This window comes from Endozoicomonas sp., from assembly GCF_051008435.1.
Lineage (GTDB): Bacteria > Pseudomonadota > Gammaproteobacteria > Pseudomonadales > Endozoicomonadaceae > Endozoicomonas_A.
The window spans coordinates 1-21463 of sequence record NZ_JBPCXO010000490.1; the positions used below are offsets into that span (position 1 = coordinate 1).

Consider the following 21463-nt stretch of genomic DNA (forward strand, 5'->3'; position numbering starts at 1 on the left):
AGTGTGACTAATAGCAACAACTGTCGCCCAGTGCTTGATTGCATTGAAGGGTTACCTGACAGTGCCTGGACAGCTATTCGCAGCGATAAAACTGAAGAAGCTATCTTCTCTTATCATCAACCAGCCAAATGGCAAAGAGAACAAACGTATGTCGTTACCCGACGCTGGCATGATGGAAAGCAGTGGCTACTTGAGCCACGTTATTGTGTGATTCTGGTGAACAGAGTCGACCTGCCATTGAAAGAGTTGGTCAAACGTCACCGTGAAAAACAAGGACAGGAAAATGCTCAGAAAGGTCCGCTGATTGATTGGGATCTGCATCATCCTCCCTGTAGAAAGTTTCACGCCAATCAAGCGTTTTACGCCTGTGGGCAGATCGCCCAGATTTTACTGAGAGCCTTGCAGTACAGGGCACTACCTAAAACGGAAAGAAAGCATGGAATCCGTCCCTTGATTCGAAAGCTTGTGCGATCGGTAGGCCGACTAACATGCAGCGGTAGGAAATGGACTCTGCATTTTGTGAAAACAACAGTGGCTCTGGACTGGTTGTGGGAAGCCTCAGAAAGACTGGATGTGCAAAGAGGTTCGGTTAGTACATAACGCTGACCGAAAACTCAGTTTTTTAAACTAAACGTACTGGCTGCGGGATAGGACGTGCCCTGAAAACGTAAGTCAAACGCAGAATTGAATAAAAAAGAATCAGAGCGACCATGAACACAAGCTGATGCTTTAGATTAGATTGCAAAGTGTGTGAAAACTGTACTCTCTTACCAAAAGTACAGCCCGCTCGCTCACTACTTCAAAGTTAAGCGGGACTTAAGGAGGACTTGAGCAGTCTTGACAGGCCCAGTTGTTCAACGACATCCACAACAAAGCGGCTTTATGAATTTTCCGGGTTAGATAGGGGACAGGGCTCTGGTTCACCCTGACAGATACAGCAACCAGAGCCAGAATCTGATTAATCCAGGTTTTCCAGGTAATCATTCTCGTCAATCAGATTTGCCAGTTCTGTGGAATCAGAAAGTTTGATTTTAGCGATCCAGCCCTTGTCATAGGTGGACTCATTAATGGTTTCGGGGGCATCTTCGAGGGATTCATTGACTTCAACAACCTCACCACTGATGGGTGCATAGATGTCCGATGCTGCCTTGACGGACTCTACCAGGGAAAACTCCTGGCCGACGGTTACATCAGCTCCCACTACGGGCAGTTCGACAAACACAACATCACCCAGAAGCTCCTGAGCGTGTTCACTGATGCCTACGGTTGCTGTTCCATCATCGTTCATACGAACCCATTCATGAGATTCAGCAAATTTCAGAGCGGCTGTCATGGCACATTTTCCTTTTTTATTATTCAACAACGGATCAATTGTCACGAGGTTATCAATTCATAATTTCTTCATCAATAAAAAAGTTTCCGATAAGAAATATTTTACGATATTACTGAACAAGTAGATGGGGTATATTGAGATAGGCACCTTATTTGTGTCTGCCCTTTGGGTTCTCATCAGCAAATCATTACTCACCAGGCGCTTTATGTCAGAACAAGCGGAGTTTCTAAAACGCGAGCAGTCCATTTTCAGTATTGAGCGCAACAAGGCACAAGCCACGCAGGCAGATGAGACGGTAGAACCACTCCAGCTGGGGCAGCGAGTGAAAGAGATCCGGCAAACCCGAAAGCTGACGCTTGAAGAGGTCAGCAAGCTAACCGGACTTTCCCGCTCTGCCATCTCAAAAATTGAGAACGATCAGATTTCCCCTACATTTGCTGCGGTTACCAAGCTGGTGAATGGACTGGGTATTGATATCCCTCAGTTGTTCAGCCCTGCAAAAGGCAAGCTGGCAGCAGTGGGAAGAAGGGATGTTACCCTTAACGGGATGGGCAAGCCGCATCCAACCCCGACTTATGAGCATGAGTTGCTGGCCTCTGAGCTGACAGGTAAGAAAATGATCCCTTACCGAACCACCATTTGTGCGCGTTCATTTGACGATTTTCATGACTGGGTGCGTCACGAAGGCGAGGAGTTTCTCCTGGTACTGAGTGGTCAGGTGAATCTCTATACAGAGTTTTACCAGCCTGTTGAGCTTAATGAAGGGGACAGTGCTTATTACGATGCTGAAATGGGGCACGCTGTGGTCTCTACCAGTGAAGACGATGCCGTCATTCTTTGGGTGACAGCCTGATAGTCTGTTGAACAACAAGCCCCCTGGGAGCCTGACCGAGAATAGTGGTCGAGATTAAAATTCAGTAGAACGAGGCCATTTTTTTCGATAGATTTGTGCGAATAGTGGGCCTATTCAATCAAATTTATCGGAAAAATGGGCCGTTCTTTCTGGATTTTAGGCCGACCCATCTATTCTCGGCCAGGCTCCTTGGCTACTGACGGCCAGACCTGTCAGATCTGGCCGCCAGTAATAATGATCAACTGTAGAGTGGGTAGCGGCTGCAGAGCGCTTCTACTTTGTGGCGAACTTCTTCTTCCACCGCCTGATTTTCACTTTCTCCGTTGGCAACCAGACCATCCAGAACATCACTGATCAGATGACCGACTGTTCGGAACTCCTCAGCACCAAAACCGCGACTGGTGCCCGCTGGAGTACCCAGTCTGATACCTGAAGTGACCATAGGCTTTTCAGGGTCGAAGGGGATGCCGTTTTTGTTGCAGGTAATACCCGCTCTTTCCAGAGCTTCTTCTACCTGGTTACCTTTCAGACCTTTTGGACGCAAATCTACCAGCAGCAGGTGGGTGTCGGTCCCTCCGCTGACAATATCACAGCCGCGTTCAATCATAACTTCTGAAAGGGCTTTGGCATTTTCAACGACACTGTCGATGTAGGTTGCGAATTCAGGCTGCAGGGCTTCTCCAAAGGCTACCGCTTTGGCAGCGATGACATGCATCAGTGGGCCGCCCTGAAGCCCCGGGAAAACTGCAGAGTTTATCTTTTTGCCGATATCCAGATTGTTCGACAGAATCATGCCACCTCTTGGGCCCCTCAGTGTTTTGTGAGTGGTGGTGGTGACAATGTCGGCATAAGGCAGAGGGGAAGGGTGTGCGCCAGTAGCAATGAGGCCGGCAATGTGCGCCATGTCGACCATCAGGTAGGCGCCTACTTTGTCGGCAATTTCTCTGAAACGTTTGAAATCGATGACTCGGGGAATGGCAGAGCCGCCGGCAATAATCATCTTGGGTTGGCTCTCAATGGCCAGAGCTTCCACCGCATCGTAGTCAATGCGCTGGGTTTCTTTGGAGACACCGTATTGCACTGCGTTGAACCATTTGCCTGACAGGGCTGGACGAGCGCCATGAGTCAGGTGACCACCGGCGTCCAGTGACATACCCATGATGGTGTCTCCGGGCTGCAACAGTGCCAGCATAACCGCACCATTAGCCTGGGCTCCGGAATGAGGCTGAATATTGATGTAGGCACAGTCGAAAAGCTGTTTGGCACGCTCAATGGCCAGAGCTTCAACCACGTCAACGTGTTCGCAGCCACCGTAATATCTACGACCAGGGTAGCCTTCTGCATACTTGTTGGTGAGAACGGTTCCCTGGGCTTCCATGACGGCTTTGGAAACAATATTTTCAGAAGCGATTAATTCAATCTGCTTTTCCTGGCGACTGTTTTCGTCTTGCACCGCTGCCAGAATGGCTGCATCGGCTTCAGCCAGGTTGTTTGAGAAAAAAGCTTTTCTGGAGTCTGTCGGGTATGCCTTGCTCATTATCATTATTCTCCGCAGTGATTGCTGCTTTTTGTTGTTTCTGTCTCAGTCATTCAGACAGCAATGGCTTTACTCTAAACAGATTGTCTCCTATCGGCAACATGATTTCTTATAAGAAAATATTGTTCTTTTCTGGAATGATGACATTGATCATGATTTTGGCGGAAATGAAAAAGGCCCGCTGACGCGAGCCTTTTTGCAGATAGAGCTATGGAAGTATGAAGATCAGCGATGGGATTGGAGAGCCTGAATACGATCTTCCAGAGGTGGATGGCTTGAGAACAGCGCGGCAAGTCCACCCTGACCATTCTTGCGAATACCAAATGCGCTCATAGTGGCAGGCATTACACTGGGAGCGTCGTATTCAGCTCTCAGTCTTTCCAGTGCAGCAATCATATCTCCACGACCTGCCAGTTCGGCACCTGCTTCATCGGCACGGAACTCACGCTTTCGGGAGAACCACATAACAATGGAGCTGGCAGCAATACCCAGAATAATTTCGGCAATAAAGCTGACGACATAAAAGCCAATACCCGGGCCACTGTTTTCCTCACCACGACGCAGGAAGCTGTCAACGGCATAGCCAATAATACGGGCAAAGAACATGACAAAGGTGTTTACTACACCCTGAATAAGCGCCAGTGTTACCATGTCGCCATTGGCTACGTGGCCAATTTCGTGGCCGATAACGGCTCTGGCTTCTTTGGGGCTGAAACGATCCAGAAGCCCCTGACTCACGGCAACCAGTGAGGCGTTCTTATTCCAGCCTGTGGCAAAAGCATTGGATTCCGGCGACGGGAATATACCCACTTCAGGCATTCCGATCCCTGCTTTCTCAGACAGTTCCTTAACGGTATCCATTAACCAGCGTTCCTGGGCTGTGCGGGGCTGATCAATAATCTGGGTGCCCGTGCCCATTTTGGCCATCATTTTGGAAAGGAACAGGGAGACAAATGAACCGGCAAAACCGAATACTGCACAGAAAACCAGCAGCGAACTCATATTGAGTCCCCGGGCTGTGATATAGCTACCTACGCCAAGGATGTTCAGGGTGATACTGGCGACTGCAATGACAGCAAGGTTTGTGGCCAGAAACAGCAGGATTCTTTTCATATTACCGGAATGGTTACCTTTATTAGTCGGATAAAGGAAATATGGAGACGGAGAGTGAGGATTTCAATCCTCACTCAGGCTATTTACAGTTGTTTACAGTCTGTCAGCTTTTAGAGTGAAAAAGTGTTGGCAGAGCTGATTTAGCTGGTGGGTTGTGCCTGATTTCAGAACTTCCCGAAACTGCCAGCCCAGTGTGCCCCGCTTATGAGCAATGTGCTCAGGGAGTTCATCGGGATCAATGTTCAGACTGGGTAAGCTGAGCCGCAGAAAGCTTTTCTCCGTGAGGACTACCTGATCCAGCCCTTCCAGCCTGACTCTTTGGGAATAGTGTATATAACCTTCTCTGGCTAGCCACAGAAAACCGTCAAAACAGGCCTGGTGCCGTTTGCTGGGCAATCCAAACTCATCCACGGGTTCGGGGGTAATGATGTCATCAACATAGAGTGATGAAAGCCGTGGGAAGGTGTTGTAGAGCTGTACCAGGGTCTTGGCACAATCATGAAAGAAGTCGTCTATGTGAATGTCAGCCATAGTCTCAGTATTCTGTTAACCGTTTCAGTTAATAGTGTTCAATTGTCAGTAATCAGTAGTCAAACAAGGAAGTTTGACCCACTGAACACTGACAACTGTTAACTGCCAGCTCTTTACTTATTATTGTTTATAACGGCTCAGGAATCGTTCCAGTTTTTCGCCGACCATTTGCAGATCTTCGACCCGGGGCAGGGTGATAATTCTGAGATGGTCAGGGTCTGGCCAGTTGAAAGCACGGCCCTGAACCAGCAAGATTTTTTCCTGAGTCAGCAGGTCAAGGACCAGCTTTTCATCGTCATGAATCGGATACTTTTTAGGATCCAGTTTTGGGAACACATAGAGCGCCCCCTTGGGTTTTACACAGCTGACACCGGGGATCTGATTCAGGTGCTCATAGAGCACATCTCTTTGAGCCAAAAGCCTGCCACCAGGAAGCACCAGATCGTTAATGCTCTGATACCCTCCCAGAGCTGTCTGAATAGCATGCTGGGCAGGCACGTTGGAACACAGGCGCATGGACGCCAGCATTTCCAGACCTTCCAGGTAATCCTTGGCTCTATGTTTAGGGCCACTGGCTACCATCCAGCCCGAACGAAAACCTGCTGCCCGATAGGACTTGGAGAGGCCGTTGAATGAGATCATGAACACGTCGTCAGCCAATGATGCCATGGCTGTGTGTTCTGTACCGTCATAAAGAATTTTGTCGTAGATCTCGTCAGCAAAAACAATCAGGCTGTGCTGTCGGGCTATTTCAATGATCTCTTGCAGCAGTTCTGTTGGATAAACGGCACCCGTTGGGTTGTTAGGATTGATGACAACTATGCCCCGGGTTTTGGCGGTAATCTTACTGCGAATATCATCCAGATCCGGATACCAGTCAGCCTGTTCGTCGCAGAGATAGTGAACGGCTCTGCCACCGGACAGGTTGGCCGCTGCGGTCCAGAGAGGATAATCCGGTGCGGGAATCAGAATCTCATCGCCGTTATTCAGCAAACCCTGCATGGCCATAACAACCAGTTCACTGACGCCATTACCGATGAAAATATCTTCCAGCTCCACGCCGGGAAAATCTTTTTGCTGGCAGTAATGCATGACTGCCTTACGGGCCGAGAACAGGCCTTTGGAGTCGGTATAGCCCTGGGAGTTGGGGAGGTTGAGAATGACGTCCTGAATAATCTCTTCAGGTGCATCAAAGCCGAAAGGCGCAGGGTTGCCTGTGTTCAGTTTTAGAACACGCTGGCCTTCCTCCTCCAGTCTTCTGGCTTCACGCAATACCGGACCACGTATTTCATAGCAGACGTTTTCCAGCTTAAGGGACTTCTCAATATCCTTCATGGGTACTTTTCCAGTATTGACCCGCACAGGGGCCACTTGTCTTTTTGTATGTTGTCATCACTCATGGCAAGGTAGCCTGAGCAGTTTTCCATCAATGAGTGTTGTTCGTTTCCTTGATCATTATGGATCAGGCCATCTGATCCCCCGGAATAACCAGCTCTGGCTATAAATAGACAAGATTTGGTAAAAAATGTTCTCTCTGGCAGGGAATCAGGCGATCATTATGATCGCTTTAAGGCAACAGTGCACGAGCTAAACCCGGATATTACCGTTAAAGAGACTGGAGGTGATATGAAAGTTGAAAAAACCGATGCCCAGTGGCAGGAAGAGCTGACCGACGAGCAGTATCATGTCTGTCGGCAGAAGGGGACTGAAAGGCCTTTCTCCGGTGAATACGTTCATTTTGATGGCAAAGGTCACTACCGCTGTGTTTGCTGTGATCAGGTTCTGTTCGAATCCACTACCAAGTTTGATGCGGGTTGTGGCTGGCCCAGTTTCTGGGAAGTTGTGGATAAAGACGCCGTGAAATGTCTCGAAGACAAAAGCCTGGGTATGGATCGGGTAGAGGTAGTGTGTTCAGCCTGTAATGCCCATTTGGGCCATGTATTTCCTGATGGACCGGAACCTACTGGGATCAGGTATTGTATGAACTCGGTGGCTCTTCAATTTAAACAAGATGACTGAGCAGAACTTAATTAACAGTATTGAGTTTTCAGTTGTCAGCACTCAGTTGTCAGCACTCAGTTGTCAGTATTGAGTTATTAGATAGCATTAACAGTTAAAGACTTGCATTCTGCCAAGGCGACCACTGCCAACTGACACTGGTGTTCAGGCTGTTAACCATTGGGTTATAGTGCTTTCAAGCTGTTCCTTGTTGAAAGGTTTCGCCAGGTGGTCGTTCATGCCTGCATCCAGGCATTGTTTCCTGTGTTCATTCAGAGCGTTGGCTGTCAGCGCTATGATGGGCGTTTCCCGGGTGTCGATCTGATCCCGAAGTCTGCGGGTGGTGGTAAACCCATCCATAACCGGCATGTTGCAATCCATCAGGATCAGATCGTAGGCCTTATGCTGACAGGCTTCCAGACAACTCTCACCATTATGAGCCAGTTCTACTTTGTAGCCTAACTGCTCGAGCATACCTTCTGCCACCATTCGGTTAATGGGGTTGTCTTCGACCACCAGAACGGAGTAATGGCTGCTTTTTCTTGGTTTTACGTTGAGCCTGTCAGGCAGCGGTTGGGAAACCTGATAGCTAATGATTTGGGTTTTCTCCAGCGCCTGGATGAGCAGTGTCCGGGTCAGGGGGAGTGGAAGCCAGACCAGGGTGTCGGGGCTGTTTTCCAGAGGGGTGTGTGCAGCATAAATAACTTTCAGTGACGGATTATCCTGGCTGGCATTTCGGGCCAGCTCGTCATTTTCAGTAATCAGGATATCGGCCCAGTCTCCAGACAGGTCCTCGATTTCTCCGTTACTGGTTTGCCTATGGATAATATCCCAGTGCGTCAGTAGGTGAGAGCAGCAGTTCTGCAGAGCTTCTGAGCAATCCAGCACCAGATGATTCCCTTTGGCGTCGGAAGGTACTGGTACCTTTTCCTCATAGGGTTCGTAACGAAAAGGCAGCTGGGCAGAGAAGGTGCTGCCTTCTCCAGGCTCTGACATTAAAGAAAGTTGTCCACCCATGTTGTTAACGATGGACTGGGTCAGTGGCAGGCCCATACCGGAACCGCCGAAGCGACGGCTGGTGTCACTACTGGCCTGGGCGAAAGGTTTGAAAATTTCATCCAGCGCTGACTCAGGAATACCGATGCCTGTGTCGCTGATATTCAGCATTATTTCCAGGCCATTTTCTGAGGTTTTCTGGCAGTCGAGCCAGATACGAATTTCGCCTGCGTCAGTGAACTTTGCAGCATTGCCCACCAGGTTGGTGATGACCTGATGGAACCGGGTAGGGTCGCCCACCACTTCTTCTGGCAGAGTAGGGTCAATATCACAATAGATAGGAACCCCTTTGGCGAAGGTGGATTGCCCGGTAAGGACGACCACATCTTCCAGAGAGCTTCTGAGGTCAAAAGGAATTTCTTCAAGAATCATCTTGCCGGATTCGAGCCGGGAGAGATCCAGAATATCATTGAGCAAACGTATCAGGTGGGAACCTGAATCCCTGGCAATGGTCAAGCGTTGATGCTGCACTTCCGTCAGCTCTTCATCCAGTGCAATACTCAACATACCAAGCAGTGCATTGAGTGGTGTTCTTATTTCATGGCTCAGACTGGAGAGCTGTTTGGCCCTCTGGCTGGCTGTTTCCAATGCCTGACTTCGGGCTTTCTCTAGCTGACGGTTGGTCTTTTCTAATGTTTCGTTGTTCTTGCGAATTTCTTTGGTTCGCCGGGCAATAATGGTTTCCAGTTCTGCCAGATGTTCCCGTAACTGCTCTTCAGCGAGTCGCCGGTGGTGCAGGTGGTGATGAATATTGTTGAGGTAATGATTGATTGTACGAGTCAGCAGGCCAATCTCATCATTCTCATGTCCCGTGGGCTCCGGAAGCTGAATTTTGTTACTGTCTTCCGGGTGCTCAACCATTTTGTCCGTCATGTTCAGCAGAGGTTTAGTCAACATCAGATAAAGCATGATGAACAGAACCAGGGAAAGCAGGAAGGTTCTGACCAGACCGGTGACCATGGTAACGATGGATCGATCGAAAAACTGAATACTGATAGGGCGGGTGTCAGCAACGATTTTCAGCCAGCCGAGCTTTTCATCTTCATCAAAAGGGACCTTGAGCTCCCTGATGTAGGTCCGGCTGGCACCAAACAGCATATCAGTGAAAGGTCGGGCTTTGTCCTGTTGAGGTTCTTTACTGACTGCAGCCAGTGCGGCACCTGATGGATCAACAATCTCTGCCCTGACAATGGTGGGGGATTCGATGAGTCCCAGTACCAGTTCGTTGGCCAGTTCCTTGTCAATGTTATAGGCAATTCGGGCAGCAGGTGTCCGGGTGATGGCAATATAGGTTTCTATGGTGGCATCAATTTGCTGGTCCTGAGACTGGTAGTCTGTGATGACCTGGAACAGACTCAGGAACAGTCCCAGAATAAAGGCAATGACAACGGTGTTGCGAGCCTGTTTGAACGACAGTCGATCCCTGAAACGGATTGGCATGAGAACCGCTTTATCTTAATTATTACTCTGCAGCCCTTTTTTACCTGCATTTTCCAGCTAACGCAACAAGGAGTCCTGGATATCTCATGAAATGTCGAGCTTCTTACTAGCTAATTCCCTATAACTTCTTCGGCTCTTTGTAATGATGTTGACTGCATGATTTTGAGTGTTTTGAACAGAGCTAACAAGTTGCAATCCCATTAACCAGTGGGGCTAGGAGTCTGTCGGACTTAAGACAATTCCGGCCTAAATTCCAGAAAGAACGGTCCAATTATTTGATGAATTCGATTAAATAGGTCAACTATTCGCACGAATCCATCGAAGCTGTCTAGAACGCTCAAGACTGTCGACTCGTTCTACTGAAATTTATGCTCGAAAGCATAAGTCCGACAGGCTCCTAGGAGACTGTCGGACTAATACTCGAAAGCAACAGTTCGACAGTCACTAAGGAGAAAGACAGAGTTACTGTTCTGCTTCTTCAGTGTCATAACCTTCCAGCTCACCCTGGTCTTCCATTTCATCAAGATCCGGTGCATCTGGAATCGGTTCTGGAGAACCGGAATCATCTTCTTCATTGATAAACTGTTCGACCATGGGCTGATCTTCGCCTTCTTCGGTCTCATTCCAGTCCGCATAGCTCAGAGAGGCTGAGCCTACCGTCAACATCATTACCAAAAAGGGTGCCGTGGATCGGGAGAAAAAGTGATGTGTGTTGTTAAATACCGACTTTGTTGGGTTTACTTTATCGGGCTTAACCATAGAGTCATGCTTCCAATCAAGCGTCTCTTTTTCTGAGTCTGCCTGAGCATTGTTCATTTGAGTTGTTTTTTCAGGGAAGGAAAACATGCACTAATACCTTCTCATAGGAGGTTGATTGAAAGCCTGGTCAGGCTGGTTATTGCGGCACTTCAAACAATCTGTCAGAGAATCCATATTGGGTGTTCCATTCAAGTTTCAACTGACGGTTGTGTTATTTATGAAACAGAATTTCTATTTGAAACAGAGTCATGTCTGTCTGACTTTTATCTCTCTAATAAAAGAATGGGTTTACTGTGTTATCCATCCCATTTTTTTATCTGTCTTCAGCTTGATTACCGAGTTTTCAGATGATTGAAGGCTTGCTTTAAACATAAAGAAGCCAGTATGTATCCCTGCATACTGGCTTCGTTTAGATGACCCTAAGAGTAGGTCATCCGTTGGTTTCTGATATCAGAGTTCGTCGTGTTTATCTTCCTCATCATCACCCCAGTCTTCATCCAGATCGAACTCGTCCAGATCGACCTGTGTAGGCTTCATGGCTGCAGGAGTTTCCTTAGGTGCTGTAGTCGTAGTGGTTGAGGTCGATGTGGTAGTCGTCGGTGTTATTGGCGCAGCCGTAGTCGTTGTAGTCGGTGCTGCTTTAGTCGTGGTATCCCATACTTCGTCTTCTTCAAACTCATCCGTTGATACCGGTGGAGTTGCTTCAGGCTCAGATACTGGGGTAGTCACTGTTGACTCTGGAACAGAAGTTGCATCGGGAGTAGCAACCGGTGTCTCACTGATTACCGGTGTGACACTGCTTGAGGTGGTTACTGTCGATGCAGGCTCACTGCTTGTCTGAGTCGAAGTAGTCACAGTTGGCTGGATTACAGACTCAGTGGTAGTAACCTTATCCTTTTCTAGAACTACGCTCAATGTGACAGCCGGTGTGCTCTCACTGGTTGTGGAAGTTGTGCTTGGTTCAACGACGGATTCCGTGGTTGTTGTTGTCTGAACGACGCTGGATGAGCTTGGTTCAGGCACCACATCACTGGTGACCGGCGCTTCAGTGGTTGTTGCTGAAGAGGACGGTGTCACTGTTGATTCAGTAGTGACCGGCGCTTCAGTGGTCGTTGCTGAAGAGACCGGTGTCTGAGTCGTCGTTTCAGTATCCCACTGTTCATCTTCATCCAGGTCCGGTGCGTCGACGGTTGGTGTTACAACCGGTACGGCCTCAGAGGTCGTCTGGGTGGCACTGGATGAGACAGACGGTACTGGCACTTCACTGGACGCTGAAGTCACAGTAGACGCCGGTGTAGAGGTCTGTTTCTGAGTTGACTTACTGCTGCTATCCCACTGCTCATCTTCTTCAAAGTCATCACCGACCGGTGGAGGTGTAAAGCCTGGTTTCTGACTTTCTCTTTCATCATGAACAGGAACTTCCTTATCATCTCCCTCTTGCCATTCGTAGAATGCGCCCAGAGTATGAGAGTAAGGAATACTTTCTGAGTGTGAGAATGACCATCTGGGCACGTTCTCCTTGAAGTATTTCTCCCAGCCTTGATCGAACAGTTTCATGGTGCGATCACGACGTTCGCGGAACTGCAGGTATGACTCGTTGCGTGTCCAGCCATGCATCATGTTACTTTCCTGAACACGTTTGGCGTAAGCTTCGTCAGATTCACCGTAGCGTTGAGGTGTTGTGACAGCGGTTCGTTTTGTGTGTTCATCGTAGGCCTCGCCCGTACCCCTCCAGCGCTCAATGGCATCAAGACCGCGACCCAGAGGTCCACCCAGCCATTGGGTGAGCATCTTGTTGTCGTTCATGAAGAAGTCATAACTGACACCAGCTGCCAGTGCTACCCCGAACGTCTGAGCGTAAGTAAATCCAGATACCAATCCGTAGGCGTATGATCCTGCTACTGCAACTGGGCCTAATACTACGCCTGCAGTAGTAGAGGTCAGAGTTTTCACTTTTTGTGGTGTCATTCTGTGTAGCAGCGGTACCTGAATCCCTTGTCTGGAGCCCATGGATCTCACAATTTGCGGAACCAGTCGGGAAATGCTGCGATACATTTGAGGGTTGGCGTTGTACTGTCTGGCAAATAGCATTGTGCCGGTTTTCAGCAATATGACAGAAGAGGCGGCCTTACCGAACGGCATCGCTAATCCGCCTACTTCGACTGTTTCTTCAATACGGCTATGGAAGGCATATTGACCGGTTCTATCCAGGTCAACGCCATAGCGTTCCATCCAGCTCTGGAAAGGTGTTGGGAGCCTGTGCAGGTAATCTCCTCTGTTGGTCAGATCCATAAGGTAGAGGTACGACATGTTGGAGAAAGACAGTTTAGCTGCCTGCCAGGCGGTATTGGTGGTCAGCAGAGGTTTATAGCTGCTGAAATACCAAGTCACAGCCTGAACCAGAAAGGCAGAAGGCTTGACCCAGAAATCAACTACCTGTTGCTCAACAGCGGCTGAGTGAGCCTGCATCAGAGTACCATTGATAATCTTGAGCAATTCTGACTCAGACATTCCGATCGCATTGGCGTAAGGTGTCAGAGTTTCCTGAACGTTGGCGAGGAATGCGGCGGTTTTACGACCGTTTTCAAAGGCAATATCGTCAAGAACATAGTTGGCAATAACAGAAGCGGCGTATTCCTTCATGCCGGCAACGGATTCTTTCATACCTGCCGGACCAGAAGCATTCACAGTCACAGGTGCAAAGGCCCGTTGCATGAATTCATCAGCCCCGTCTTTAGACAGCAAGTGGACAACGGCCTTGAACTTAGCCACATTGACACCATGCTTGTAGCCGAGGAAGTGCTCAAACTCATCCACTGTGTCAAAACCATCTACACCTTTGACGGCCTTCATATAGTTTTCAAGTTCAACTTTGCTGATCAGGCCATCACGCAACAACATAATGATTTTGTTACCGCTGGCAGAACTTGTAGCAAAGTACTCTGAAAAGTCTTTCAGATCCCGTGGGTCAGCCTCGACATAGTTCATAGCTGTCTCTCTCATGCCATGTACTTCATCGTCGTATTGCTGCGCACCGGTTTTCATTTCAGCCAGGACTCGGCTTGCCAGGTCTTGGACTTCTTCAAGGGCGCTCAAACCCCGGTCTTGGACTTCTTCTTCTTCATAGGCGGTTAAAGGATCTACCTCAGCTACTGGGTCACCTGGGAAGGTGGTTTTCAATTCCCTGAAGACTTCCACAATATGTCTGGCCTGGTCGTAGGACAGAGCCTTACCGATCAGTGACTGCAAACGGATGGGGGCATATTCATCGTCAAAGTCGAATATCAGGTAGGGTTTTTCTTTGCCTGCTGCTTCAAGCAGGCCAATGGCAGCTCTCAGGGCTTTATTCTTGAGAGGATGCTGCATATAAGCATGCATCTCTATCAGCAAATCTTTCTGCTTTGGCGTGTACTGGACGGGTTCACCTGCATTTTGTAAGGTTTCTTGTGCAGCCCTCAGAGCTTCGTTTCTTCCGGCTACTTCCCGATCTTTAGCCTCAGCTTCACCATCCAGTTGGATCACTACCTGAGTCAGTCGCTGGATCTTGCCTCCGTTACCATCATCACCACCCAATTGTGTCTGTTTGTGTCTCAGTGCATTAATTCTGGCTTCATGGTCATCACCCACTCCGGGATCCAGGTCCATGTCTTTTTCAATAGCTTCAAGAGCCGTATCATGAGCATCCAGAGCGGCTCTTGCCACGGGTACCGCTGCTTGGGCTTGCTTCAGCCTTAAATCAATCTGATCTCTTTCGTTTTCCAGTCTTGTTTTTGCTTGCTGATCATCGCCCTGTAAGTCGGTGATCTCCTGCTTTTTATTATCCAGATCACGCTGTGCATTCCCTTCTGCATTTTCTGCATTAGTAAAATCCAGATGCTTCTGGTCATGTTCACGAAGGAAGCCAGTGACTCGAGTGTACTCTCTTCTGGTTTCCGGCAGTTCACCCACTACTTCTTCGACTTCTGCCACTCCATGAGTGGCAGCATGGGCTGTAATAGCACCTAAGTAAGCATTAGCTTCTTCCAGCAGATCTTGACCACCTTCTACAGGTACTTTCAGATCCGTAGCAGCCGTCTTGAGTTTCTGAACCGCTTCATCGCCTCTTCCTGCTCCTGCTCCTGCTCCTGCTCCCTGCAGGTGCTGCCTGATATCATCTACCCGTTCTTCAGTGGTTTGTTCATCCGGTGGGTTAAGGCCCAGTTCGGTTTGAATCTGTTTCATTCTCTGGTTAATAGCAGTGGCTTCATCATCCGATATGGGGTGAACGCCAGCTCGACCAACCACTTTAAGGCGTTGCTTGTGAATAGCCTCACGCTTGCTTTCAGCATCTGCCAGGGCTCGTCTGGAAGTGGCTACGTCGCGCTCCAGAGCGAATTCGGGTTTGGGTGCCAGACGAGCCATATGTTTATCAAGCTCGGAATCAATATCTGAAACTCGATCTTTAACAGAAACTACACCCGCTCTGTCTACGTCTCCATCCAGTTGTTGGAGTTTTTCCTGAAGAACAGTATTCTGGTCATCAATTTCTGCGTCTTCATCAAAGCCGTCGATGCCGAGCAGTTGGGCAATCGCATTGTTTCTGCCTCTTTTTACATCTTCATCGGCAAAGCCTTGGCCGACTTCGTCAGTCAGTTCCTGAATTTTGCCTTTGAGAGCGCCTTTCTGGTCATCCAGGTTAGCATCATCATCAAACTCAACTTCCAGCTGTTCGGCTAATCCTTCTCTGAAAGCCTTGCCTCTCTTTTCGGCGTTTTCATCAATGTCGATTTCCAGCCGGTCTTCTGCAGCTTCAAGCAGTTCGGTCTGTTTTTCCCTGGCTCTTTCATCGATTTTTTCTACATCAGCAGTCAGTCGATCACGAAGTCTCTGAAGTTTTTCATCTCTGTTTCCCTGTGGCTCTGCCTCGTCATCTTCGTCTCTCAGGGCTATTTCTATTTCGTTCAGTGATTCTTCTGATACATCACCGCCAAGCTTCTCACGGACTTTGGCCAGCCTTGCTTCCCTGTCATTGCCGTCTGCTACTTCAATGTCGAGTTTTTTTTCCAGTGTCTTCAGTACTTCGATGGCATCTTCTTCTGAACGCTGCCTGGCTTCGATTATGTATTTTTGCATCTCGTCAGAAATGATCTGACGACGCAGGTACTCATCATCTCCAGGATTAAGGTTGTCTATTTCGAGTGCGTCTTCCACTTCACTCAGTTTCTTAAGCACTTCAGGCTTGGCTCTGGGATGACCTGGTGTCCTCGCGTCTTCCAGATCGTTTTCCAGTGCTGTGAGTTTATCGACTTTTCCCTGCATCGCTTTTTCAAGGGCAGCATTACGATCGTTGACGGTACCGTCTTCATCCAGTTGAATATCAAGAACGGCGGCTAAAGCGCCCTGATTGGCCTTGACGTCAGCATCGTCCGGCGCACCACCTTGAGCGTTCAGTTCCTGAATTTTCTGCAGCAGACGTTCTTGCTGTGTATCAATATCCGCATCATCATCAAAGCCTTGCATATTCAGTTGTGCGGCGATGGCTGCGTAGCGAGCTTTGATAGCTGCGGTTTTTTCTGCATCCGTTCTTGCACCTTGCTGCTGAAGGTGCTGCTGAATGGCCTGAGAGCGAGCATCCAGATCATCTTCATTGTCCGGAACCAGACCTAACTGACCTTCAACAGCGGCCAGCTTTTCCTTGGCCTGTGCTCTGGCTTGTTGGTCTGCCTGAGCTCCCTGCTGTTGAAGATGTTGCTGAATGGCCTGAGAGCGAGCGTCCAGATCATCTTCGTTGTCTGGGACAAGTCCCAGCTGACCTTCTACGGCTGCCAGTTTTTCTTTGGCCAGCACCCGTGAACGCTGATCAGCCTGATCCTGCTGTTGCTGCAGATGCTGCTGAATAGCTTGCGAACGAGCGTCTAAATCATCTTCGTTATCGGGTACCAGGCCCAGCTGACCTTCTACGGCTGCCAGCTTCTGTTTAGCCAGATCCCTGTCTTGACCACCTTGTTGTTGAAGGCGCTGTTGAATGGCTTGAGAGCGGGCATCCAGGTCATCTTCGTTGTCTGGGACAAGTCCCAGCTGACCTTCGACCGCCGCGAGTTTCTCTTTGGCCAGAGCTCGGGAACGCTGGTCAGCCTGTTGTTGCAGGTGTTGCTGAATTGCCTGAGAGCGAGCGTCCAGATCATCTTCATTATCGGGCACCAAACCCAGTTGGCCTTCAACTGCAGCCAGCTTTTGCTTGGCCAGAACTCTGGCTTGATCACCCTGTTGCTGCAGATGCTGCTGGATGGCCTGTGCACGAGCATCCAGGTCATCTTCATTGTCAGGTACCAGCCCTAACTGACCTTCGACAGCCGCCAGCTTTTCTTTGGCTAAAGCCCGGGAACGTTGATCAGCTTGATCGGCTTGTTGTTGCAGGTGCTGTTGAATTGCCTGTGCACGAGCATCAAGATCATCTTCGTTATCAGGCACCAGGCCCAGTTGACCTTCTACTGCGGCCAGTTTCTCCTTGGCCAAAACTCTGGAGCGATGATCCAGCTGGTCGGCCTGTTGCTGCAGGTGTTGCTGAATGGCTTGAGAGCGAGCGTCCAGATCGTCTTCATTGTCTGGCACAATACCGAGCTGACCCTCAATCGCCGCCAGTTTGGTTTTGACAGTTTCATCCTTAAGTTGTGCGGCTTCTGCAACCGCTCTAAAGACTTCCTGGATCTTGGTTTTAATCAGTTCGTCTTGTTGATCAGGGTCTAGATCATCATTCCAGTTTTCGATTTTCAGCTCTCTGGCTGTCTTGTTGTTTTGTTCTTTTCTGGCAGCAGCTCTGGCTTCACGAACTTGTTGTTCCAGCTGTGGTACTCTTTGTGCCTCTGCCTGAGCTTGTTCCAGTTCCAGCTGTTTAGCTTCCAGATTACGGCGGGCCTGAGCCAGTTCATCTTCTACTTGCTGCTTCTGCATTCTAAGGCGGACTTTTTCTTCATCGCTGAGCTTGGCCCGCTGCTCAGCTCTCTGTAACTGCTGTTTCAGTTGTGCCAGCTGGCCTTCTTTGTCTTGGAGTTTCTTTAAATCCTGCTCCATCTCAACCAGCTGTTTAGCCATTTTTGCGACGACTTTTTTGGCAAAGTCGGCGTCTTCCGTGCCTTCAACAGCCACTTCAGTAATAGCAGGTGTGAATTTGGCTATGAATACCTGATTGCCAAGGAGAGCCCTTAGAGAAGGCCTAAAGCTGAAGAACTTACGCAACCAGACATTAACCAGGCCCGGCCCCATCCAGACTTCTGCCGTGCCCAGGTGCTTGCTGGTCAGCAGGAACTCATCACCCGCTTCAGGATCTGCGCTGATCATCGCTTGATGGAGGAACTCGAACTTTGCCAGATGCTTCATCGTCTCTGTGATGTCTGCATCATCAAACTGGGTTTGTGGATCATCCAGCAATGTCTTGGCAAATCCATCCAGAATCTGCATTTGTCGGCTTCGAATCGCTTGCTTGTATGCGGGTAGAGAGGCACGTGGAATAGCAACGCCAGCTTCTTCATCCAGATCAGTCGTCAGAGCAATGACAAAAGCGACGTCTGCAGGGTTAACTTTTTGGCCGTGAACAATAAGGATTTGATCACCTGCCCCCTGAGTCACTTCCAGTGTGGGGTAGTCTCCCGGATAGGGGAGTGGCTGTGCCGGTGGTTGATCCTGATCTCCGGGCTGGCCACGTACTACAAAGCCCACAGGCTTTTGATCAGTCATCAAACCATTGAGTGAATCAAGGTCCGCATCGTCTCCTGATACCTGAACCTGTGTATAAGCTGATGTTGCTGCTGTCAGTATGACATCATCATTGATATACAGGGTTTTGCTGAGATCGTCCAACTGAGGAGCATCCTGCCCGGCTGTGAGGGAACGCAGGAACTTGCGCCCATTCACCTCAACCACTTCCACTTCCACTTTGACCAGTTCTACAAAATCTTCTGCACCGCCCAATTGCCCAGCTCTTGCATGTGCCCCTTTCAAGATGCCTGCCAGTTGCCCCGGATTAGACATTTTGGAAACGTCATTGACGGCTTCATCGCCGCCCAGCTGGCCTTTAACAGCTGCAACCGATGCATCATCGGTCATTCCCTGACGAACCTCGATTACGATCTCTTGCTGATCAAAATCATGGGTGATCTTGAAGACGCTTTCGTCGCCCACTTTTACCAATCTTGTGTAACCTGTAGCGGCTTCATCACCACCGGTTCGATAGGTATCAACCGTTGATACCCCACCATCGACGCCTGACAGTGTATCTGTAAAGGTGTCTGATGGTGCCTGATGGTCTTGTCTGTCAGGCCCCTGATCAGGGTAGGTGGTGGTATATGAGTTGGCTACAGGCCGCTGATGAGCATCCAGCGTCTGCTTAACAGTTACCTCACTCTGAGTGAACTCTTCATGTCCATCGCTCGGTATATCAACAGACCGGGTTCTGATCGTACGATCTGCCAGTGCTTGTGTGCCAATGATGGATGAGCTGATTGCAACGGCCACAGCAAGGCTCAATGCATTGGGGCGAGCATTTGTCATTCTACTACCTCAGAACTGAGTACTTTTATTACCGTGAAAAGTGATTTCCACACCAGGCGATGAAGTAACTTCCAATCGCTCATGGCTGTTTCGGTAAGCTGTTGAGAGAATTTTTAAATACCCAAAACTTTTAGCAGTTAAATGGCGAGCTGCAAGTTCAAGAGGCTAAATATGTAAATTTTGACCAAGGAATCTGTCAAGAGATGAGAACGTTTTCCAAGCTGATCGTACGTGTTACCTAATGGTACGCTCTGATTAGTGGTAGATAGAGGAGAAAGAGAGAAAAGTAGGACTGATGTAGTAACTGGGAGGTTTTCTATTTGGTACTTAAGTATTAATCCAATCATTAAATAATCAAAAAAGCCGACGTAATGTCGGCTTTCTTTTTTAAGAAATTCAATCTCAGGCCGCAGCAGAGGTACCAAGGTACTGATTTCTTAACTCTTCGATCTTCTGAAGATAACCGTTGTATTCAGGAGAACCATCGTGTGAGTAGTTAAGGTTCTTGAACAGGCCGGTCAGTTTCACGAAATAGTCTCGGGCTACTTCCTTATCCCTGAAGGTGTATTGCTGACCGATCAGGCTGACAGCCAGTTCGAAGCAGGCTTTCTGTCGGCTTAGGGGGCAGCTGCTGTCCACGTCGTCAAACGCATCCTGCTGCAGGTAAACCATATCCAGGAAAAAGGACTTCTGGAAGGTCACGTAGTCTTCCAGGGTAATACCTTCTTCACCGGTTACCTGCATCATCTGGTTGATGCTGTCGCCTTTCACCAGCAGGGCCTGCATTTCCTTAACCGTATCCACCCACTCTGCGGACAGGTTGTTCCCGTACCATTCTGACAGCTGGTCAAGGTAGCGAGACCAGGAGATCAGGGGATCAATGGCTGGATAGAAACGCTTGTAGGCACGGTCGTACGACAGTCCAAGGAATGTTTTAACGGTACTCAGAGTTGCCTGGGTCACAGGCTCTTCGAAGTTACCACCGGCTGGTGAAACGGAACCCACCATGGTCAGGGAACCTTCGTCACCTTCTTCGTTACGAATTACACCACAACGTTCGTATACGCCCTTGATGGAGGAGTCCATGTAAGCGGGGAAACCTTCTTCACCCGGAATCTCTTCCAGACGGTTGGAGGTTTCACGCATGGCCTGGGCCCAACGGGAAGTGGAGTCAGCCAGGGCGAGAACGTTGTAGCCCATCTGACGGTAGTATTCACCCAGTGTCAGACCGGTGTAGATAGAAGCCTCACGGGCTGCTACCGGCATGGAAGAGGTGTTACAGATGATGACGGTACGGTCTATGAGAGAGCCGCCGGTGGTGGGGTCCTGCAGGTGTGGGAACTCTTCAATGGTTTCCACCACTTCACCGGCACGTTCACCACAGGCAGTCACGATTACGATGTCCGCATCGCAGTAACGGGAGAACGAGTGCTGCAGTACCGTTTTGCCGGAGCCGAAAGGTCCTGGGATACAGCCGGTGCCACCACGTGCGATCGGGAAGAAGGTGTCCACGATGCGTTGAGTCGTAACCAGTGGTGTATCAGGGTACTGACGTTCAGTTTTCCCTTTCTTGGTCAGGGTTTCAGAAATGGAATGACGTACAGGCCATTTCTGGACCATGGTCAGATCGATTTCTTCACCACGCTGATTCCTGACCTTGGCCACGACTTTATCAACACTGAAGGAGCCTTCCTGAATCCAGATCACTTCAACTTCACCTTCGGTATTGAAGGGAATCATGATCTTATGGGTAAAGCGGCCCTCTGGCACGGTACCAAACGTTTCACCGGCATGCAGTTTGTCGCCGATTTTGGCGACTGCCGTAAAGGCCCAGGTCTGGCTGCGATCCAGAGAATCGATCTGAACACCGCGCTGCAGGAATTTTCCGTGCAGAGCGGCCAGTCTTTCCAGAGGCTTCTGCAAGCCATCGTAGATCATGGACAGAATGCCAGGACCCAGCTCCAGAGAGAGCAATTGGCCGGTCTGGGTAATGGCATCGCCTACAGCAACACCACGGGTGTCTTCGTAGACCTGAATATCCGCAATGTCGCCACGAACCCTCAAGACTTCCGCCATCAGTTGCTCATTCACCTGCTCATTGGCACGGCGGCTGGGCATTACATAGACGACTTCGTTCTTGGTCAGAGGCTTGGTGCCCAGACTTTTGATGGTGAGGATATCACCCATCACGGAAACAACCCGAGCCGAAGCCTGTTGTTCCAGTTCTGTGTTTAACTGTTCACTCATTGGAGTTTTCCAAAAGCTGTTTTACTGCTTACCATGACAATGCACCTCAGGCTTTTCAGCCATGTCATTT

12 protein-coding genes are annotated in these 21463 nt (G+C 49.3%); 3 read left to right on the plus strand and 9 right to left on the minus strand.

Features of this window, described 5'->3' with window-relative positions; translation table 11 throughout:
- Positions 1 to 600: hypothetical protein (locus ACR2PX_RS24390; RefSeq protein ID WP_434001954.1), on the plus strand; the 600-nt coding region annotated here is incomplete at its 5' end.
- A gap of 358 nt (positions 601 to 958) precedes the next feature.
- Here the strand turns inward: ACR2PX_RS24390 and gcvH are convergent.
- Positions 959 to 1333: a glycine cleavage system protein GcvH gene (gene gcvH, locus ACR2PX_RS24395; RefSeq protein ID WP_434001955.1), complete on the minus strand. Its 375-nt coding sequence runs from the start codon at positions 1331 to 1333 to the stop codon at positions 959 to 961.
- Between the two features lie 205 nt (positions 1334 to 1538).
- Here gcvH and ACR2PX_RS24400 point away from each other — a divergent pair, with 205 nt between their 5' ends.
- Positions 1539 to 2186 (plus strand): helix-turn-helix domain-containing protein, encoded by a 648-nt coding sequence (locus ACR2PX_RS24400; protein WP_434001956.1) that lies wholly within the window; start codon positions 1539 to 1541, stop codon positions 2184 to 2186.
- Between the two features lie 238 nt (positions 2187 to 2424).
- Here the strand turns inward: ACR2PX_RS24400 and glyA are convergent, their stop codons facing one another.
- From glyA to ACR2PX_RS24420, 4 genes are all read right to left on the minus strand, one after another.
- The gene (gene glyA / locus ACR2PX_RS24405; RefSeq protein ID WP_434001957.1) at positions 2425 to 3723 is read right to left on the minus strand and encodes a serine hydroxymethyltransferase; all 1299 of its coding nucleotides are present in this window, start codon (positions 3721 to 3723) and stop codon (positions 2425 to 2427) included.
- Between the two features lie 225 nt (positions 3724 to 3948).
- Positions 3949 to 4836 carry a protease HtpX gene (htpX, locus tag ACR2PX_RS24410; RefSeq protein ID WP_434001958.1) on the minus strand — a complete coding sequence of 296 codons (888 nt, stop codon included), beginning with the start codon at positions 4834 to 4836 and terminating at the stop codon, positions 3949 to 3951.
- Between the two features lie 93 nt (positions 4837 to 4929).
- Positions 4930 to 5367 carry a hypothetical protein gene (locus ACR2PX_RS24415; protein ID WP_434001959.1) on the minus strand — a complete coding sequence of 146 codons (438 nt, stop codon included), beginning with the start codon at positions 5365 to 5367 and terminating at the stop codon, positions 4930 to 4932.
- Positions 5368 to 5487: 120 nt separating this feature from the next.
- Complete coding sequence (locus ACR2PX_RS24420; RefSeq protein WP_434001960.1) at positions 5488 to 6702, minus strand: pyridoxal phosphate-dependent aminotransferase; 1215 nt, start codon at positions 6700 to 6702, stop codon at positions 5488 to 5490.
- A gap of 291 nt (positions 6703 to 6993) precedes the next feature.
- Between ACR2PX_RS24420 and msrB the strand changes: the two genes are divergently transcribed.
- Positions 6994 to 7386 (plus strand): peptide-methionine (R)-S-oxide reductase MsrB, encoded by a 393-nt coding sequence (msrB, locus tag ACR2PX_RS24425; protein WP_434001961.1) that lies wholly within the window; start codon positions 6994 to 6996, stop codon positions 7384 to 7386.
- A gap of 144 nt (positions 7387 to 7530) precedes the next feature.
- Here the strand turns inward: msrB and ACR2PX_RS24430 are convergent, their stop codons facing one another.
- The 4 genes from ACR2PX_RS24430 to ACR2PX_RS24445 form a co-directional block, all read right to left on the minus strand.
- A complete protein-coding gene (locus ACR2PX_RS24430) occupies positions 7531 to 9861 on the minus strand; it encodes a response regulator (RefSeq protein ID WP_434001962.1) in 2331 nt (776 codons plus the stop codon).
- Positions 9862 to 10323: 462 nt separating this feature from the next.
- Positions 10324 to 10707, minus strand: coding sequence for a hypothetical protein (locus tag ACR2PX_RS24435; protein ID WP_434001963.1), 384 nt, complete (start codon positions 10705 to 10707; stop codon positions 10324 to 10326).
- Positions 10708 to 11070: 363 nt separating this feature from the next.
- Positions 11071 to 19146 carry a hypothetical protein gene (locus ACR2PX_RS24440; RefSeq protein ID WP_434001964.1) on the minus strand — a complete coding sequence of 2692 codons (8076 nt, stop codon included), beginning with the start codon at positions 19144 to 19146 and terminating at the stop codon, positions 11071 to 11073.
- Between the two features lie 402 nt (positions 19147 to 19548).
- Positions 19549 to 21393 carry a V-type ATP synthase subunit A gene (locus ACR2PX_RS24445; protein ID WP_434001965.1) on the minus strand — a complete coding sequence of 615 codons (1845 nt, stop codon included), beginning with the start codon at positions 21391 to 21393 and terminating at the stop codon, positions 19549 to 19551.
- Positions 21394 to 21463: the final 70 nt, after the last annotated feature.

Bases quoted from the DNA above. Each gene is read 5' to 3' on its own strand.
- gcvH (WP_434001955.1), bottom strand. From the start codon at position 1,333: ATGACAGCCGCTCTGAAATTTGCTGAATCTCATGAATGGGTTCGTATG.
- ACR2PX_RS24400 (WP_434001956.1), top strand. From the start codon at position 1,539: ATGTCAGAACAAGCGGAGTTTCTAAAACGCGAGCAGTCCATTTTCAGT.
- glyA (WP_434001957.1), bottom strand. From the start codon at position 3,723: ATGAGCAAGGCATACCCGACAGACTCCAGAAAAGCTTTTTTCTCAAAC.
- htpX (WP_434001958.1), bottom strand. From the start codon at position 4,836: ATGAAAAGAATCCTGCTGTTTCTGGCCACAAACCTTGCTGTCATTGCA.
- ACR2PX_RS24415 (WP_434001959.1), bottom strand. From the start codon at position 5,367: ATGGCTGACATTCACATAGACGACTTCTTTCATGATTGTGCCAAGACC.
- ACR2PX_RS24420 (WP_434001960.1), bottom strand. From the start codon at position 6,702: ATGAAGGATATTGAGAAGTCCCTTAAGCTGGAAAACGTCTGCTATGAA.
- msrB (WP_434001961.1), top strand. From the start codon at position 6,994: ATGAAAGTTGAAAAAACCGATGCCCAGTGGCAGGAAGAGCTGACCGAC.
- ACR2PX_RS24430 (WP_434001962.1), bottom strand. From the start codon at position 9,861: ATGCCAATCCGTTTCAGGGATCGACTGTCGTTCAAACAGGCTCGCAAC.
- ACR2PX_RS24435 (WP_434001963.1), bottom strand. From the start codon at position 10,707: ATGTTTTCCTTCCCTGAAAAAACAACTCAAATGAACAATGCTCAGGCA.
- ACR2PX_RS24440 (WP_434001964.1), bottom strand. From the start codon at position 19,146: ATGACAAATGCTCGCCCCAATGCATTGAGCCTTGCTGTGGCCGTTGCA.
- ACR2PX_RS24445 (WP_434001965.1), bottom strand. From the start codon at position 21,393: ATGAGTGAACAGTTAAACACAGAACTGGAACAACAGGCTTCGGCTCGG.